We start from the raw sequence: 17056 nt of genomic DNA, 5'->3' as shown, positions 1-17056 counted from the left end.
TACACAGACGATTGACCGGACGACGAACCTCATGATCACGGCGATGCGCTCGATCCTCCTTGCAAGCCTGCTGCTGTTCGCGGCGCCAGCGTTCGCCGCGTGGCCGCTGCCGATCGGCGGGCAGGGCGACGACGCGGTGGTGGTGACGAAGATGGCGCCCAACGGCGACGTGTTCGCCGCCGGCCACTTCCAGGGTTCGATCACGCTCGGCAACGACACGCTGGTCTCGCGCGGGCTGCAGGACGTGTTCGTCGTGCGCGTCAACGCCGCCGGCCAGGTGCTGTGGGCGCGCAGTGGCGGCGGGCCGCTGACCGAAACGATCACCGACATCGCGCTGGACAACGCCAACAACGTCTACCTCGTCGGCGCGTTCTTCGGCAGTGCGCAGTTCGGCGGCGACACGCTCACCGCCAACGGCTCGCTCGACGATGCCTACGTGACCAAGCTCGACGTGCAGGGCGGCTGGCGCTGGGCCCGACGCATGGGTGGTGTGAGCCGCGACATCGCCAACGCCGTGGTGCCGGTGCCGGGCGACAACACGCTGGTGCCGCCGATCCCCGACTCGGTGGTGGTGGCGGGCACCTACCGCTGCCAGATGGATTTCCCGAATTTTGCGCCCGCCGCCAGCCTGCCGGCACTCACGTCCGGCCACTGCGCGGGCGATGCCACCGACATGTTCGCCGCGCGCATCAGCGGCACCGGCGAGTGGCTCTGGGCCATCGACCGCGGCCCGGACGCCTCCGGCGGCGACACCGCCACCGCGGCGGTGGTGTCGGGCACCCGCAACATCCTGGTCACCGGACAGCGCGTGGAAGGCGGGGTCAGCACCACGATCAACGCCGATTTCGCCAGCGGCGACTTCCAGGGATTCATCACGAGCAATCCGCTGTTCGGTGCGCCGGCGATCGACGCCTTCGGCGAGAGCTGGGGCGTGCCACGCTGGTTCCTGGCGTTGCGCGGCGGTCCGGTCACGCTGACGTCGCCGACGGTGTCCAACGCCGGCGCCACGCGCGTGAACGTCAGCGTCGTCGTGCGCCGCGGCTACTACGCGACCGCGTTCCCCGGGTTCCAGTACTCCGAGTTCCCGGACGCGTCGAACGAGTTCCTCGCGCTCGAGTACTACGGCAGCGACGGCGCCTGGCACACGATCGACACCTTTCCCGGCGGCGGCCAGGCGAACGAACTGTTCGACCGCACCGGCGCCAACGCCTACCAGTTGACCGACCCGCTGGCGCTGCACGCGAACTTCCAGGTGCGGCTGCGCCTCAACGACGCCAGCGGCATCTACACCGACGCCTGGGGCATCCTGCAGTACTTCGACTGGTGGCACGTCGGCGCGTTGCGCGTCGAGAAGCTCGGCTCGTCCGCGCCGTATCTGATGCCGATCACCAACGTGCTCGATCCGACGCCGCAGCGCGGCCCCACCACCGGCCTGCCGCGCGCGCTCGAGACTGCCGACATCGCGCTCAATGCCGCCGGCAACCGCATGCTGGTCACCGGCACGCGCCGCGGCCCGGTCAGCGGCCTGTGTCCGGACGCCGCCAACATCACCGGCGCATTCTTCGCCAGCCTGACCGTGTTCGGCAGCAACGTGACCTGCGACTGGGTGAAGTACGTCGACGGCGGCGCCGGCCGCGGCATCACCACCGATCCGGCCGGCCGCGTGTACGCCACCGGCAGCTTCCAGGACAGCGTCGCGTTCAATCAGGATGCCGACGGCACGCTCGAGGCCGACGGCGAAGACATCTTCATCGCCGCGTTCGAGCCCAACGGCACCTGGGACTGGGTCACCGGCGGCAGCGGCACGGTCGGCGCGAACGGGCTGCCGGCCTATGCCGGTGGCGGTGGCAACGACGCGGGCCTGTCGATCGCGGCGAACAGTTTCGGCACGCTCTACGTCGGCGGCCGCTTCGAGGCCGTGGCGAATTTCGGTCCGGTCGACACGCTCGCGGCGGCGGACGCCGCCGACGGTTTCCTCGTCAATCTCGGCACCGACGGACGTTTCTTCCAGGAAGAAAAATGGATCGCCGGCGTGCCGCTCGTGCCGCCACCGAACGCCGAGCTGACCCAGGTCGCGTTCCAGCCCGATTTCGCGATCGGCGGCGTGCCGTTCGATGCGATCGGACAGAAGATCTTCACATGGGCCCCACCGATCGCCGGCATCAACGGCGGCAAGGCGCGGCTGATTCCGCTGCAGCCGGTGGGCAGCATCGAAGTGCGCTGGCGCGTCGCGGGACGGCCGCTGGAAGATCCGGCACGCGTGTCCACGCTCGGCGCGGTCGGCTGGCCGACACAACCCTGCGGTCCGCTCGACGCGCAGAACTGCTACCAGAGCCACGTCATCGGCGCGCCGGTGGAAGCCGAGCCGGCGTCGGGCAACTACAAGGTGCTCGAGCTCGTCAACCCGAACAGCGGATCGAGCGATGCGGTCTACAGCGGCGGCACGTTCACCGCCGCACGCAGCGGCACCAGCGTGCTGGTGTACGTGCGGGGGCCGGCGCTGGACATCCTGCAGTACCCGATCGAAGTGGAAATCGTGCGCACCGTGCCTTACGCCGCCGCGCCGCTGTTCGTCGACAACGTGGCGGTGGAGATCGGCAAGAAGATCGTCGATCCGCACCACAACGAACCCAACCGCACCGGCTTCGTGGTCAACGCGCTGGCCTACTACGACGGCAGCGGCACGGACGCGGCCTACAACCGCACCTCGCGCACCGGCGCCATCATTCCGGTGAACCGCTACAGCAACGCGCGCGCGGCGGAGCAGGGCCGCGAGCTCGTGGTGGCGTGGTACCACGACAAGGCGCGCGGTGTGTACTGGCCGGAGAAATCGGTCCGCTACGTGCCGCACTGGCCGTACGACCCGGACCGCATCGTGATCGCGAGTGAGCAGGGCGGCGAAGGTCTCGGCCAGCAGCCGCTGCTGCCGGCGCAATTCACCAACGCGCGCATCTACATTCAGAACGATTTCGGTGCGGCCGGTTTCAATCCCAACGACGAACACGCCTTCATGGCGCCGTCGTCGACCGGCACCGGCTTCGATTCGGTGTTCGCGCTGCGCTCGGACTTCGGCAACGCGATCGCCAACGACCAGGCTGCCGCGTCCGATCCCTACGTGCTGCTCAAGTACCTTGCGCCGGGTTCCAGCGAATGGAAGTTCCGCGTCTACAAGGTGCTCGCCACCGGCGCGGGCTACAACCAGTTCCGCTACGCCGGCACCGCCGGCACCACCGTGTCGCCGCCGTATCCGGTGCGACTGCTGCCCGGCTGCGGCGACACCTTCGCCGTCGGCCAGGCGCTTGGCGAGCAGCCGCCGCCGCCGTTCTTCCAGGACTACAAGAACCAGCTCTGGGCCAAATCCGCCGGCAGCGGCGCGGTGAAGTATTTCTATCCGGCACAACCGGGTTTCTTCACCGATCTGGACAACAACAATCTCAACGACATCGACAGCGGCACCTGCGTGCCGTGGCTCGCACGCCTGCCCGTGGCGCAGGGCGGCTCGGTCTCGCTGCTCGACCCGATCGAAGTGCATTACGACATCGTCTGGCCCGACACCGCGCCTTTGCTGATCAGCGGCGAGACCCTGCTCACGCCCAAGCGCGGCCTGCCCGACATCTACAACCAGGCGGCCGTGGAGGTGGTGTACGACGCCATCCAGGACGAGGAAGCCGATCCCGCGCCGAGCGACACGCTGGCGCAATTGCTCGATCCGCTGAACCCGCGATCGGTGCGCCTGGCGCAGCTGCCCGAAACCATCGCGAGCAATTTCGAGACCGACGGCAGCATTTCGATCGCAGGCTCGGCCGATGGGGTCATCAAGCTGCCGGTGTCGATCTCGCAACGCATCTCGTACGACCCGCTCAACCGTACGCTCGACCTGGTCGGCGCGTTCGACGAAACCGGCGCCGGCGAGCCGTTCCTGCTGCTCAACGTGCTCTCCAAGCGCGACCGCGTGGCGCTGAAGACCATCGACGGCGGCGACGGCAGCGAAGCGAGCGACTTCACCGGCACCTGCGACGCGCCCGGCTGCACCTGGGACCAGGCCGTGGAAGCGCTGTTCCGGCAGTCGCGCAATCCGCAGGGCATCACGAAGATCTGTCCCACCTCCGAGGTCAACACCGAAACGCGCGTGCGCACCTGCACCGTGACGCCGCGCGCCGTCACCGCGGACGACGTGCTGATCGGCTTCCAGGACGACAACGACGACGGCATCCTCGAACCGTTCCAGGCGGTCGGCGTCAGCCCGGCACTGAGCGCCGGCCTGTCGCAGGGCAGCGGCTTCATGACAGTGGCGTTCAACAACGATCCCTCGCTCAACCCGCTGCCGGTGAGCCTGGAGGTGATCCGCGTCGGCTGTCTCGAATCGGACGCCACCAACCCGCCGATCAACAGCACCTACCAGGGCCAGATCAACGTGATCTCGCCGGCCAACATCTTCGACGAGCAGCTCGTGCTGCGGCACAGCGGCGACTTCGGCGGCAACCCGGACGCGCTCGAATTCGAGTGGTTCTTCCATCCCGATGCCAACGGCACGCCGCCGATGCCGCTGCCGGATCCTGCGACCGGCCAGCTCAACGGCTGGATCCAGTTCCCGGTGGACGATCCGCAGGGCGCGCTGGAGATCAGCATCGAAGGCGCCAACATCCAGACCCTGTCCGACAACTGGTATCTCGCGCGCTACCGCGGCCTGCCGGGCTGCAACAACACCACCAACTGGAGCCTGTGGGCCGGACAGCCCGGTGCCACGCCGATCAACCAGCGCGCGCAGCTGGCCGAAGGCTGGGTCAAGCGCGTGCTCGGCCGGCTCAACCCGTTCGAGGCGCGCGTGCAGGACTTCGGTGCGTCCGAAACCAACAACTACGCCAGCATGCTGATCCAGCTCGGCGAGCGGTATTCGGGCCCGGTCGCGCTCAACGCCGATCCGGACAATCTCAACAGCATCGGCCTGATCGAGGCCTACACCACGGTCATGCGCCGTGCGCTGCAGCTGTCGGCCGACTCGACGCCGCCGGTCGACTACGGCCCGGCCAATGCCGCCGTGCTGCTGGTCGCCTCGCGCCTCGTCGATTTCTACACGCTGCTCGGCAACGAGGGGTATGCCGATGCGCAGGACCCGACCATCGCGATCGATTCGGCCGACGGCACGTTCACGCTGTCGCCGAGCATCTTCACCTTCCAGAACCAGCTCGAATCCCCGCTCGAAGAGGAGCTCGTGCTGCTGCGCGGCCGCGACGACAGCGGCGGCCCGGTAGCTGCGTCGCCGGTCTACAACCGGCTGTTCTGGAACTTCACCACCGGCGACGGCGAAGTGGCGTACGCGCTGTCGTACAACATCGCCGATCAGGACGTGAACGGCGTGTTGAACGAATTCGACGCCCGCATCATGTTCCCGCAGGGCCACGGCGATGCCTGGGGCCACTACCTCACCGCCACCACGATCTACTACAACCTGCTGCGGCATCCGTTCTTCTCGTGGAATCCGCAGTCCGAGGCCGTGCTCGTGGCCGGCGTGCCGATCAACGTCGACTTCCTCGACGAGCGCCAGTTCGCGGTCAGCGCTGCGGCCAAGGCGCGCACCGGCGCCGAGATCGTCGATCTCACCTACCGCAGCGAATACGTGGAGGATCCCAACGGCCAGTGGCAGGGCTACGAGGACACCGATCCCGAACGTGCGTGGGGCCTGTCCGAATGGGGTCGCCGCGCCGGCATGGGCGCGTATTTCGACTGGGTGACGGTCAACGCGATCGTGCCGGCGGTCGACCCCGATCCCTCGCACGTGGGCATCCAGAAGATCGAGCGCCGCACCGTGTCCGAACTCGACGAGATCGCAAGCCACTACACCGGCGTGCAGCGCCAGGTCGACAAGGCCGATGCGGGCCTCAATCCGCTCGGCCTGGCCAAGGGCGTGGTGCCGTTCGACATCGACCCGACCCAGCTCACCCGCTTCAACAAGACCCAGTTCGAGCAGATCTGGGAGCGCGCGATGGGCGCGGTCAACAACGCGCTGAAGGTGTGGGATTTCGCCAACCAGCTCAACAACCAGCTGCGCCGCACCCAGGACAGCGCCGACGAGTTGTGGGACGTGTCGATCGACCAGGAAACCGACTTCGCGAACCAGCTGATCGAGATTTTCGGCTATCCGTACGCCGACGACATCGGTCCGACCGGCGTCTATCCGGCCGGATACGACGGTCCGGACCTCTACCACTACATGTACGTCGACGTGCCCGTGTTGTCGGGGACCGCATTCGACTTCGACGGCGGCATCACCGGCGATCTGGGCGTGAAGAAGGTCAAGACGTTCACCGGCGCCTACAAGCCGGCGCCGAACGGGGTGAACTACTTCAACATCGAGCCCAGCGACGTGGGCGCCGACCCGGTCGGCGGCGACTGCGCACAGACGCCGTTCGCGACCGGCTGCCCGATGGGCGACATCGACGCCACCGCATCGCTCGAAGTCGAGTACACGACGATCGAATCGCCGGACTACGGGCTGTGGTTCACCAAACCCGAAAGCTGGACCGGCGAGCGCCGTGCGCCCGGGCGCATCCAGCAGATCCTGCAGCAGATGCTGGAGGGGCGCGTCGCGCTCAAGCAGGCGCTGCTCGAATACGACAAGATGCGGCTGGACCTGGAGGCCCAGATCGCGACGGTGCAGCAGACCTTCGACACGAGCCTTGCCAACATCAACGTGTCCGTCGCGCAGCGCAACGAGCTGCGCAACCTCACCATCGCCACCGAGGTGATGAAGAGCGCCTCGATCGTCGCGCGTCGCGTCGCGCTGTTCCTCGACGCCACGTTCGAAAACACGTCCGAGTGCGTACCGGACAATCTCATCGTCGGCCTGGCCGGCGGCGGCGACATTTTCTCGGTACCGCAGTGCACGGTGGACATCGCCGGCGACACCGCGGCGTTCGTCGTCGACACGGTGGCCGACGGTCTGGACATCGTCTCCAACTCCACCGATGCGGCGAAGGAGGACGTCGGCGAGCTGGCCGGCATCCGCAGCGCGATCAACGACGCGAATCTCGAACTGTATGGCCTGTCCGGCGAGGTGGACGCGATCCTGCGCAGCGAACCGCTGCTGCGTTCTGAAATCTTCGCCCGCACCGAGGCGCTCAAGCAGCTGCGCGGCGAGTACCTGGCGACGCTGGCCGAGGCGCTGCGCATCTACGACCAGATGCTGGTGTTCCGCCGCAGCGGCAGCGCCGCGACGCAGGAAGCGCGCTACCGCGACATGGCGTTCCGCATCTTCCGCAACGACGCGCTGCAGAAGTACCGCGCCTCGTTCGACCTTGCCGCGCGCTACGTGTTCCTCGCCGCGTCTGCCTACGACTACGAGACCAACCTGCTCGGCGGCGACGGACAGGCGGGACAGAAATTCCTGACCCAGATCGTCAAGGAGCGCGGCATCGGCCAGATCATCCAGGGCGTGCCGCAACCCGGCTCGCCGGGTCTTGCGGACACGATGGCGCAGCTCAAGCTCAACTTCGACGTGCTCAAGGGCCAGATGGGCTTCAACAACCCGCAGGTCGAGACCAACCGCTTCTCGCTGCGGCGCGAACTGTTCCGCATCCCTGACACCGAGGACGGCGATGCCGAATGGCGGGCCAAGCTCGACAGCATGCGCGTGCCGGACCTGTGGAAGATTCCCGAGTTCCGTCGCTACGCGCGTCCGTTCGCGCCGGAGTCCGCGGGCCCGCAGCCGGGCATCGTGATCGAGTTCGACACCAACGTGACGTTCGGGCTCAACTTCTTCGGCTGGGCGCTCGGGCCGCAGGACAGTTCCTACGATTCGAGCAAGTTCGCCACGCGCATCCGTTCGGTCGGTGCGTGGTTCGGCAACTACGCGAGCCTGCCGTTGGCGGACGACCCGAACATCTACCTGCTGCCGGTGGGCGCCGACGTGCTGCGCGCGCCGGACGCCAACGACTTCCGCGTGCGCGAGTGGAGCGTGGTCGACCAGGCCGTGCCGATTCCGTTCCCGATCTCCTCGCAGGACCTGGACCGCTTCGACTGGAATCCCGCGACCGACACGCTGAGCGAATCGTCGACCCAGATCCGCCGCTATCCGCAGATGCGTGCGCACCACTTCAGCGAGCCGTTCGACGACGCGCAGGTGACGGCCGAGAGCCGGCTGGTCGGTCGCTCGGTGTGGAACCGGCGCTGGATGATCATCATTCCCGGCGGCACCTTTCTCAACGACCCGGTCGAAGGCCTCGACACCTTCATCCACGGCCGGACGATTCCGGGCGGCAGCGGCACGCGCGACGGCAACGGCGTCGACGACATCCGCATTTTCTTCAAGACCTACGCGTACTCGGGGAGCTGACCATGAACCGACTCCTCTACCGCATGTGCGGCATTCGCCTGCTCGGCGTGTTGCTGCCCGCGCTGCTGCTGCCGGCGACGACGATGGCCCGGGTCGAGGCGCCCGACCACGTGCTCTACGGCAACGTGACGCTGTTCGGCCAGCCCGCGCCGATGGGCAGCGTGATCGAGATCCGGCGCGAGGACGGCAGCGTGATCTCGCGCTACACGCTCGGGCGCGACAGTCGCCTTGCCGGGCAGTATTCGTTGCGCGTGCCGATGGACACGGTGGATCCGCGCGTCGAGGGCCGGGCACGGCCGGGCGACGCGGTGCGGCTCTTCGTCGGCTCGCAGCTGGCCGCGGAAACCGCGGTCGGCGCCGCCGGCGTCGCGCGCAGGCTCGACCTGGATCCGCAGGGCCTGGGCACGGGACCTGCGGTGACCATCGCCGATGTCGCCCTGCTCGAAGGCAATGCCGGCAGCCGCACCGCCACGCTCGCGGTGGCGATGAACACCACGTCCGCCGACGCGGTGACGATCGAGTGGAACACGGTGAACGGCACCGCCATCGGCGGCAGCGCCTGCGCACCGGGCATCGATTTCGTCGCGGCCGATACGCAGCTCGTGATCGCCGCGGGCCAGGGCGCGGCGCAGATCGACGTGATCGTCTGCGGCGATACGTTGCCCGAGGCGAGCGAAACCTTCACCGTGGCGCTGACCGCGATTCAGAACGGCGTGCTCGCCGACGGCGAGGCCACCGTCACGGTGCAGGACGACGACAACGTGCCGAGCATCGCGATCCCGAACGTGCGTGCGCTCGAACCGACCGCAGGCTCCACCGTGGTGGTCTTCCGTCCGCAGCTCTCGCGCTCGCACAGTGTGCCGGTGACGTTCGCGTGGACCACGCAGAACGTCAACGCCTCCGCCGGCAGCGATTATCTGGCGGCAAGCGGCATCGTCACCATCGCGCCGGGCGACACCGCCGCCGAGATCCCGGTGACGGTGCTGGCCGACGCCGCGGTGGAGCCGGACGAGAGTTTCCGGATCGCGCTGAGCGACCCGCAGAACGTGGCGCTGAGCCAGGACTATGCGTACGCCAGCATCGTCGATCCGAACTTCGATCCGGCGCTGGAAACATCGCCCGGCGACGAGGTGATCGGCGGCCCGCAGGGCATCGCCGCGCTGACGCAGCCGAGCGCGCTGGCGCTGTCGCCCGACGGTGCGCATGCCTATGCCGCGAGCGAAAGCCAGGACAGCGTGCTGCATTTCACGCGCGATGCGGGCACCGGCCGTCTGACCTTCGTGCAGGCGTACTCGATCGCGACATCGGGATTCGAAAACGCCAAGCTCAACGGCCCGAAAGATCTCAAGCTCAGTCCCGACGGCCTCAACGTGTACGTCGCGAGCGCGAACGACAACGCCATCGCGATCCTCGCGCGCGACGCCGGCACGGGGGCGCTGTCGTTCGTGGCCAACCAGGTCAGCGGCCAGACCTATCCCGACGCACCCGGCGGCGAGACCACGGGCCTGCTCGGTGTCACGGGACTGCAGGTCAGTCCGGACGGTGCCCAGGTGTATGCCGCCGGTGCCACCGCCAACGCAGTCGCGGTGTTCGCGCGCGATGCGGGCACCGGCGCGCTGCAGTTCGTCGAGGCCGAGCGCAACGACATCGACGATGGCACGGACGCCGGCGCCACTGTCGTCGGGCTCGCCGCGCCGACCGCGATCGTGGTGTCGCCCGACGGCGCGCAGGTCTACGTCACCGCGCGCTTCGGCAACGCCGTCGTCGCGTTCGACCGCGATCCTGCGGGCGGCGGCAACGGCAAACTGTCGTTCCTCGCCGCATACCGCAACGGCCTGGCCGGCGTCAGCGGGCTCGGCGGCGCCGCCGACCTTGCGATCAGCGCGAACGGCGAACATCTGTACGTGGCGGCCGAATCCGACAATGCGGTGGTGCTGTTCACGCGCGGCGCGGGCGGCACGCTGACCTGGACCCAGGCCTGGCGGCGCAACGATCCGGGCATCGTCGGCATGGCCGGGCCGCAGGGTATCGCGGTGGCACCGGACGGACGCGAAGTCTTCGTCACCGGCTTTGCCGACAGCAGCCTGACCGTCTTCGATCGCGCCGGCGCCACCGGGGCCCTGACCGTGCACCAGACGGTGTTCGACGGCGAGGGCGGCGTCGAGAATCTCGGCGGTCCCGCCGCACTCGCGCTCAGTGCCGACAACCGGCATCTCTACGTCGCGGCAAACACCGACAACGCGATCGTGCTGTTCCGCCGCCTGTCGTGGAATACGCTGTTCGAGGACGACTTCGAGCAGTAACGCATCCGTTGCCCGTCGCCCGCAGTCCTTTTCCGCGGGAAAGGACCGCGGGCAAGCGTGCGGGAGACGCGTTCTGCAGGCCGCGAGGTTAGGGTCGCAGGGCCGGCCGTGCCCGCGCGCAATACGCCGCCGGCGTGTGCCGAGCGTGCTTACGCCGCCGGCGACCCGTCCGGATTGCGCTCGACGAACCACAGCCCCGCGTAGAGCTTCGGATCGATCGAGAACCCCTCGCGCCGCTTCGCGTCGAGCCACGCGGCCGCGTCCGCGCGCGCAATCTCGTGCACGAGGATGTCCTCGGTCTCGTCGCCGCCGCCGGCGTGCACGCGCACGAGGTCGCGGGCGCGGACGAAGGCCACCAGTTCGTTGCTCATGCCCGACGACGACGGCCCGACCATCAGCACCTCGACATGTCCCGCCTGCCAGCCGGTTTCCTCCAGCAGCTCGCGCGCGGCGGCGGTTTCGATCGATTCGTCGTCGCCCAGGTCGCCGACGAGCCCGGCCGGCATCTCGATGCTGCGGCAATCGATCGGCACGCGGTACTGTTCGACGAACACGATGCGGTCGTCCGGCGTCACCGCGACGATGATGGCCGCCGAGCTGGCATTCGTGCGTTCCGCATACTCCCAGGTGCCACGCCGGCGCAGGCGCAGGTATTCGCCCTCCAGCAGCGTCTCGGCGTTGAAATGCGTGGTCGTTTGGTTCATCGTGCGCCCCCCGATCCTGGTCCCGATCCTATCCCGGCGCAATGACGCGGGGAACCTCGGCGGTCCGGACGCGGTCGCAGGCTGGCCTTTTCTCTGGTGGAACTCATGACATCACGTTTCCTGACGCTCGCGCTCGCCGCGACCACGTTTGCCGTTTCCGGCCTGCCCGCACAGGCGCAGACCGCGCCGCCCGGCGCGCAGCGCGTGCCGGTGGGTGCCAAGCCCGGCGAGGCCGCGCCCGATCTTGCCAGGCAGCTGGACCAGATCGACGACCCCGCCACCGTCATCAAGCTCATCGCGCAGATGAAGCAGCAGGGGGCGTTCGATGCGGAAATGGAAGGCTGGAAGCGCCTGGTGGAGCTGCGTCCGCACATCGGCCGCTACCGGTACGAAATGGCCGCGCGTTACGCGCAGCAGGACCGAAAGTCGGAAACCTACAACGCGCTGCTGGAGCTGCAGAGCCAGGGCTACACCTTCGATGCGCGCGACGACAAGCGTTTCGAGAAGGTCGCCACCACCGAAGTGTGGAAGTACACCCTCGACGGTTTCGACGGCAACCGCACGCTGTTCGGTCCCGGCAAGGTGGCCTACACGCTGCCGAAGGAAGACCTGCTGATCGAAAGTACCGCGTGGGACGCGACGCGCAAGGAGCTGCTGGTGGGCAGCGCGCGCGAGGGTGCGGTGTATCGCGTGGGCAAGAACGGCAAGCTCACGCCGCTGGTCAAGGCCGATGCCGAGAACGGCCTGTGGGCGGTGTTCGACCTCGTAGTGGACGACAAGCGCGGCGTGCTGTGGGTGGCTTCCACCGCGATGCCGCACTTCAAGGGCTACGATGCGGAGGCCGATCTCGGCCGCGCCGGGATCTTCAAGTTCGATCTGAAGACCGGCAAGTTCCTGAAGAAATTCCTGTCTCCGACCATCGTCGGGCAGAACTACATCCTGTCGTCGATCGCGCTGGGCAAGGACGGCGAGGTGTACGCCGCCGACGGCGTGAACAACGCCGTTTACCAAGTGCGCGACGACCAGTTCCGCCGCCTGTTCCACGCGCCGATGCTCGGCAGCATCCGCGGCCTTGCGGTCAGCGGCGACGGCAAGACCCTGTACCTGGGCGACCACGAACGCGGCGTGATCGGCTACGACATCGGCACCGGCAAGCCCTTCGACGTGCGCGTGCCGAAAAACCTGTCGCTGGGCCTGATCGAGGGCATCGCGTGGTGGAACGGCAGCCTCGTCGTGGTGCAGAACAACCTGCCGCCGAGCCGCATCATGCGGCTGACGCTGAGCGCGGACGGGCGCAGCATCGAAAAGGTGCAGCCGCTTGCGGCGAACGATCCCACGCTCACCGCGCCGACGCTCGGCACGCTGGCCGGCGATACCTTCTACGTGATCGCCAACAGCCAGAAGGACAACTACGACCGCTTCGGCCTGCTCAAGGACAAGAACAAGCTCGAAGGCACGCGCATCTATTCGGTCGATGCATCCTATGCACCGCCGGAACAGCAGACGCCGCGCATGCCGACACTGCTGCCCTCGGACGCCAAGCCGGGGCAGGGCATGACGCCCAAGCCGAAGGCCGGCGGCTGAGCCCGGCGGCGCGGCCTCAGCCGCCCAGCTGCGCCAGCACGCGCCGACGCGTCATCGGCCCGAAGCGCAGGCGTTCCAGCAACGACTCCATCGCCGTGCGGTCGCCACTGCCGCGCGGCGCGGCATCCACGTCGTTCGCGAGTGGCGCATCGAGCGCGATCGTCGCGAGTGAGCGCGACAGCAGCGCCAGTTCGCGATGCTCGCCCAGGCGCGCGGCGTGCGCCGCCGCGCCGCGCAGGCGCAGGTACGGCACTTCGGCCAGGCGCAACAGCAGCGGGTCCAGTGCCTCGAAATGCTCCAGCAGTGCCGCGGCGGTCTTCGCGCCGATGCCGGGCACGCCGGGAATGTTGTCGATCGCGTCGCCGGTGAGACCCAGGTAGTCCGCCACTTGGTGCGCATGCACGCCGTAACGCGCCTTCACGCCATCGGCTGTCCAGCGCTGCTGGCGCGCGTAGTCCCACTGCTCGTCCCCGCCGCGGAGCAGTTGCGACAGGTCCTTGTCGGCCGACACGATCACGCCGCGGAATCCTTCGGACCGCTGCCGGGCCAGCAGGGTGCCGATGAGATCGTCGGCCTCGTACGCCACGTCGCTCATCACGCACAGGCCCAGCGCGCGGGCGAAGGCCTGGCACGCGGCGAACTGCCGCTCCAGCGAGTCCGGCGCCGGCTCGCGGTTGGCCTTGTAGGCCGGATACAGGGTGTTGCGGAACGAGGTTTCTAGCGATTCGTCGAACGCCACCGCGATGTGCTGCGGACGTTCGCGCTCGATCAGTTCGAGCAGGAAGCGTGCGAACCCGTGGACGGCATTGACCGGATGGCCGTCGGCATCGTGGAACTCGTCCGGCATCGAATGCCAGGCGCGGAACACGTAGAGGCTGGCGTCGACCAGGTACAGCGTGTGCATCGGGTTCAGCCGGTCCAGTCGCTGACGCGATCCTCGAACGCCGGGCGCAGCCGCTCCGGCGCGGCCTCGCGCGCGCTGCCGACGTGGACGAAGCCGACGATGCGTTCGTCCGCCGCGAGGCCCAGGTGCGCGGCGACACCGTCGTCGTAGGCCATCCAGCCGGTCAGCCACTGCGCACCGAAACCCAGCGCCTGCGCCGCCTGCAGCAGCACGAGGCAGACGCTGCCGGCCGAGAGCAGCTGCTCGATCTCCGGCACCTTGTGCGGCACCGGCCGCGCGATCACGGTGAAGACGACCGGCGCGAACGCGAACCGCTCGCGGTCCTTGTCCAGCACGGCGGCCGGGGTGGCCGGGTCGCGCTCGCGCTGGCGCCGGACGAGGAACTCGCCCAGCCGCAGCCGCTGCTCGCCCCGGATGCGCAGGATGCGCCACGGCGCGAGCTTGCCGTGGTCGGGCACGCGCAACGCGGCCGACGCGATGGCGCGCTGCTGCGCCTCGTCCGGGCCGGGCGGGCCGAGCAGGCGCGAGGGCGTCGATCGCCGAGCGTTCAGGAAGTCCAGTGGATTCATGGGCTTGTGCAATGGAAATCGGAATGCGATCGTGGCGGCAGCCTGACTGCCGCCGGAACAAGCGCGACCATCGTCACATTGCAGCGCATCACGCGTGAAGTAGACTGGCGGCGCGGGGGAAACGATTCCATACAAATGCTCGCGCGGGGGCACTATGACGATACCGGCTCCGACTGACAAGGTCGTGGACCTTGGCCCGCGGCTTGGAAAAACGGGCGCCGACCACAGCGCATTGCTCGGCTCGCTGCGCCTGCGCGCGACCAAGCGCCTCGGCGCCCTGCTCGGCGACGTGCTCGAAAAGGCCGACGACACCCTCTTCGATTTCGTGCAGCGCGCGGACGGCTCGCTCAACCACCAGGAATACTTCGACGCGATGCGCGAGCTGCGCAAGCAGCGTCCGGTGTGCGAGCAGCGCTACCAGGAGCACTTCGCCGAGGCCTTCGCCGCGCTCGACCGCCGCAATCCGATCTCGATCAATCTCGAGCGCTCGCTGACCGAATCGCGCGAGCTGTCGCTGCTGTCGGAAGAGCAGCTCGAGGAACAGCTCAGCACCAGCATGGTGGCGACCGCGCTGTCGCGCCTGCTCAACCCGCTGCTGCACCAGCTCAACCATCGCCTGGGCATCGTCGCCGGTGGCCAGGAGCTCGACGACACCAGCAATCCGATTGCGCCGGCGCACGTGGCCTTCGCCTTCCGCCACGCGATGCAGCCGTGCGACATCACCATCCGCGTGAAAGTGCTGCTGTTCAAGCTCTACGAGCGCGAAATGGGCCGCGGCCTGCATGGCCTCTACAGCGAGCTCAACCGTGCCCTGGTCGAGGCCGGCATCGCCTCGGAAGTGCGTCCCTCGTTCACCCGGCCGCCGATGCAGCGCGGCGAGCGCCGCCGGCCGGACGACGATGGCGCGGTGCATGGCCTGCAGGAGCACGACAGCGGGCCGGCGCCGGCCGGAGGCGGCTACCGCGGTGCCGAGACGGCCACCGAACAGTCGATCTTCGCCAGCCTGCACGACCTGCTCGAAGGCTACCGCCGCACCCAGGGCGGCCCGCGCTTCGGTGGCGCGGCGGCCGCCGGCGCCGAACCGCAGCACGGCGGTCCCGCCGGTGCGCAGCACGGCAGCGGCTCGGCGCTCGGCTCGACCGAGCCGCTGCGCGCGCTCAGTTCCGACGAAATGCTCTCGGTGCTGTCGCTGTTCCAGAACGACATGCCCGAAGGCCTGCGCGACGCGGTGATCGACCCGGAAAAATCCGTCACCCAGCGGCTCAAGCAGGAACTGCTCAGCGGTGCCGAGCGGCTGGGCCTCGACCCCTCGCACTCGCGCATGAGCGCCGCCGACGAGGATGCGATCGATCTTGTCGGCATGCTGTTCGACGTGATGCTCGACGAGCGCGACTTCAACACCTCCACGCGCGGCATGATGGGCCGGCTGATCGTGCCGTTCACCAAGGTCGCGATGCTCGACCGGCGCATGTTCCTGCAGAAGACCCACCCGGCGCGCCGCCTGCTGAACGCACTGGCCGAGGCCTGCGAAGGCAACTCGGGCGAAGGTCCGCAGGAGAAGGAGCTGATGGGCCGCGTCGATCGGACCATCACGCGCCTGGTGGCCGAATTCAACGAAGACATTGCCATCTTCGAGACGCTGGAACAGGAATTCCGCGATTTCATCGAGCAGCACCGCCGCCGCGTGGCGCTGGCCGAGCGCCGCACGGCCGAGGCCCAGCGCGGACGCGAACGCCTCGAACACGCGCGCGCGATGGCGCTGGAGGAGTTGCGTGCGCTCAGCGAACGCCATCCCGAGCTGCCGTTGCCACTGGAATCGTTCCTGCGCCGCTACTGGTGCCATCACCTGACGTTGTGCGCCCTGCGCGACGACGGCGGCAGCGGCAAGTACCAGCAGGCGGTCAACACCGGCGAAGAGCTCGCCGCGCTCGCGGGCGCCGACGCCGACCAGCGCGTGCGCGCCGAGCGCTTCGCCGCGATGCACGCGCAGATCGAGCCGATCCTGGTCAGCGCCGGCTGTGTCGGCAGCGCCGCGCAGGACGTGATGGACTCGCTGCTGACGGCCGTCGGCGGTCGCGCGGGTCCCGCGGTGGAGCAGGACGTGGTCGTCGCGCTGGAACGCAACGCGCCGCCGCAGGAGCCGGTGGCGGTGACCGACACGCCGGTCGCGGCCGACGAGGGCGTGTCCGAAGCGGCGGACGCCGCCGCACATCTGGATTTCGACCCCGCCGACGCCGACCGCATCCGCCGCCTCACCATCGGCACCTGGATCCAGTTCACCGAAGACGACGGCACCACCACGCCGGCCAAGCTCTCGTGGATCAGCCCGATCTCCAACCGCATGCTGTTCGTCAACCGACGTGGCCTGCGCTACTGCGTGGCATCGCCGGAAGAACTCGCGGCGCTGATGCGTGAGCGCAAGCTCAACATCCGCCAGACGGATACGGCGTTCGAGCATGCGATGAGCCAGGTGCTGGGGCGGCTGCGGTCGGGCGGCGCGGAAACGCCGCAGGCCTGAGGCCTTTCCTTCTCCCTGCGGGAGAAGGTGCCCGGCAGGGCGGATGAGGGCGAGTCGGCTCGTCGCGCGGCAAACGGTCTGTTGGCGACGTTTTCCTCTATTCAAACGTCGGCGCCAACCGAGATGTGGCGCCCTCATCCGC

At 68.5% G+C, this 17056-nt stretch carries 7 protein-coding genes; 4 read left to right on the top strand and 3 right to left on the bottom strand.

Annotated features, from left to right (window positions below; translation table 11 throughout):
* Window positions 1-43 precede the first annotated feature (43 nt).
* Both HNQ52_RS03345 and HNQ52_RS03340 read left to right on the top strand, forming a co-directional pair.
* On the top strand, window positions 44-8332 hold the full coding sequence (locus HNQ52_RS03345; RefSeq protein ID WP_183959666.1) for a hypothetical protein: 8289 nt from the start codon (window positions 44-46) through the stop codon (window positions 8330-8332).
* 2 nt (window positions 8333-8334) lie between these two features.
* Complete coding sequence (locus tag HNQ52_RS03340) at window positions 8335-10635, top strand: beta-propeller fold lactonase family protein (RefSeq protein ID WP_183959665.1); 2301 nt, start codon at window positions 8335-8337, stop codon at window positions 10633-10635.
* A gap of 149 nt (window positions 10636-10784) precedes the next feature.
* On the opposite strand, the gene HNQ52_RS03335 is transcribed toward HNQ52_RS03340, so the two are convergent.
* On the bottom strand, window positions 10785-11339 hold the full coding sequence (locus tag HNQ52_RS03335; RefSeq protein WP_183959664.1) for an NUDIX hydrolase: 555 nt from the start codon (window positions 11337-11339) through the stop codon (window positions 10785-10787).
* Window positions 11340-11444: 105 nt separating this feature from the next.
* On the opposite strand from HNQ52_RS03335, the gene HNQ52_RS03330 reads away from it, so the two are divergent.
* Window positions 11445-12923 (top strand): hypothetical protein, encoded by a 1479-nt coding sequence (locus HNQ52_RS03330; RefSeq protein ID WP_183959662.1) that lies wholly within the window; start codon window positions 11445-11447, stop codon window positions 12921-12923.
* A gap of 16 nt (window positions 12924-12939) precedes the next feature.
* Here HNQ52_RS03330 and HNQ52_RS03325 read toward each other — a convergent pair whose 3' ends face one another.
* Entirely contained in the window at window positions 12940-13827 is an 888-nt protein-coding gene (locus HNQ52_RS03325) for a 5'-3' exonuclease (protein WP_183959660.1), read from the bottom strand.
* Window positions 13828-13832: 5 nt separating this feature from the next.
* The gene (locus HNQ52_RS03320) at window positions 13833-14396 is read right to left on the bottom strand and encodes a nitroreductase family protein (RefSeq protein ID WP_183959659.1); all 564 of its coding nucleotides are present in this window, start codon (window positions 14394-14396) and stop codon (window positions 13833-13835) included.
* A gap of 184 nt (window positions 14397-14580) precedes the next feature.
* Between HNQ52_RS03320 and HNQ52_RS03315 the strand changes: the two genes are divergently transcribed.
* Window positions 14581-16914: a DUF1631 family protein gene (locus tag HNQ52_RS03315; RefSeq protein ID WP_183959657.1), complete on the top strand. Its 2334-nt coding sequence runs from the start codon at window positions 14581-14583 to the stop codon at window positions 16912-16914.
* The last annotated feature ends 142 nt before the right edge of the window (window positions 16915-17056 follow it).

Origin of the sequence: Chiayiivirga flava (genome assembly GCF_014202825.1) — a bacterium.
GTDB classification, from domain to species: domain Bacteria; phylum Pseudomonadota; class Gammaproteobacteria; order Xanthomonadales; family Xanthomonadaceae; genus Chiayiivirga; species Chiayiivirga flava.
The sequence above is the reverse complement of the archived record's forward strand: the minus strand, read 5'-3'. Positions and strand labels throughout refer to the sequence as shown.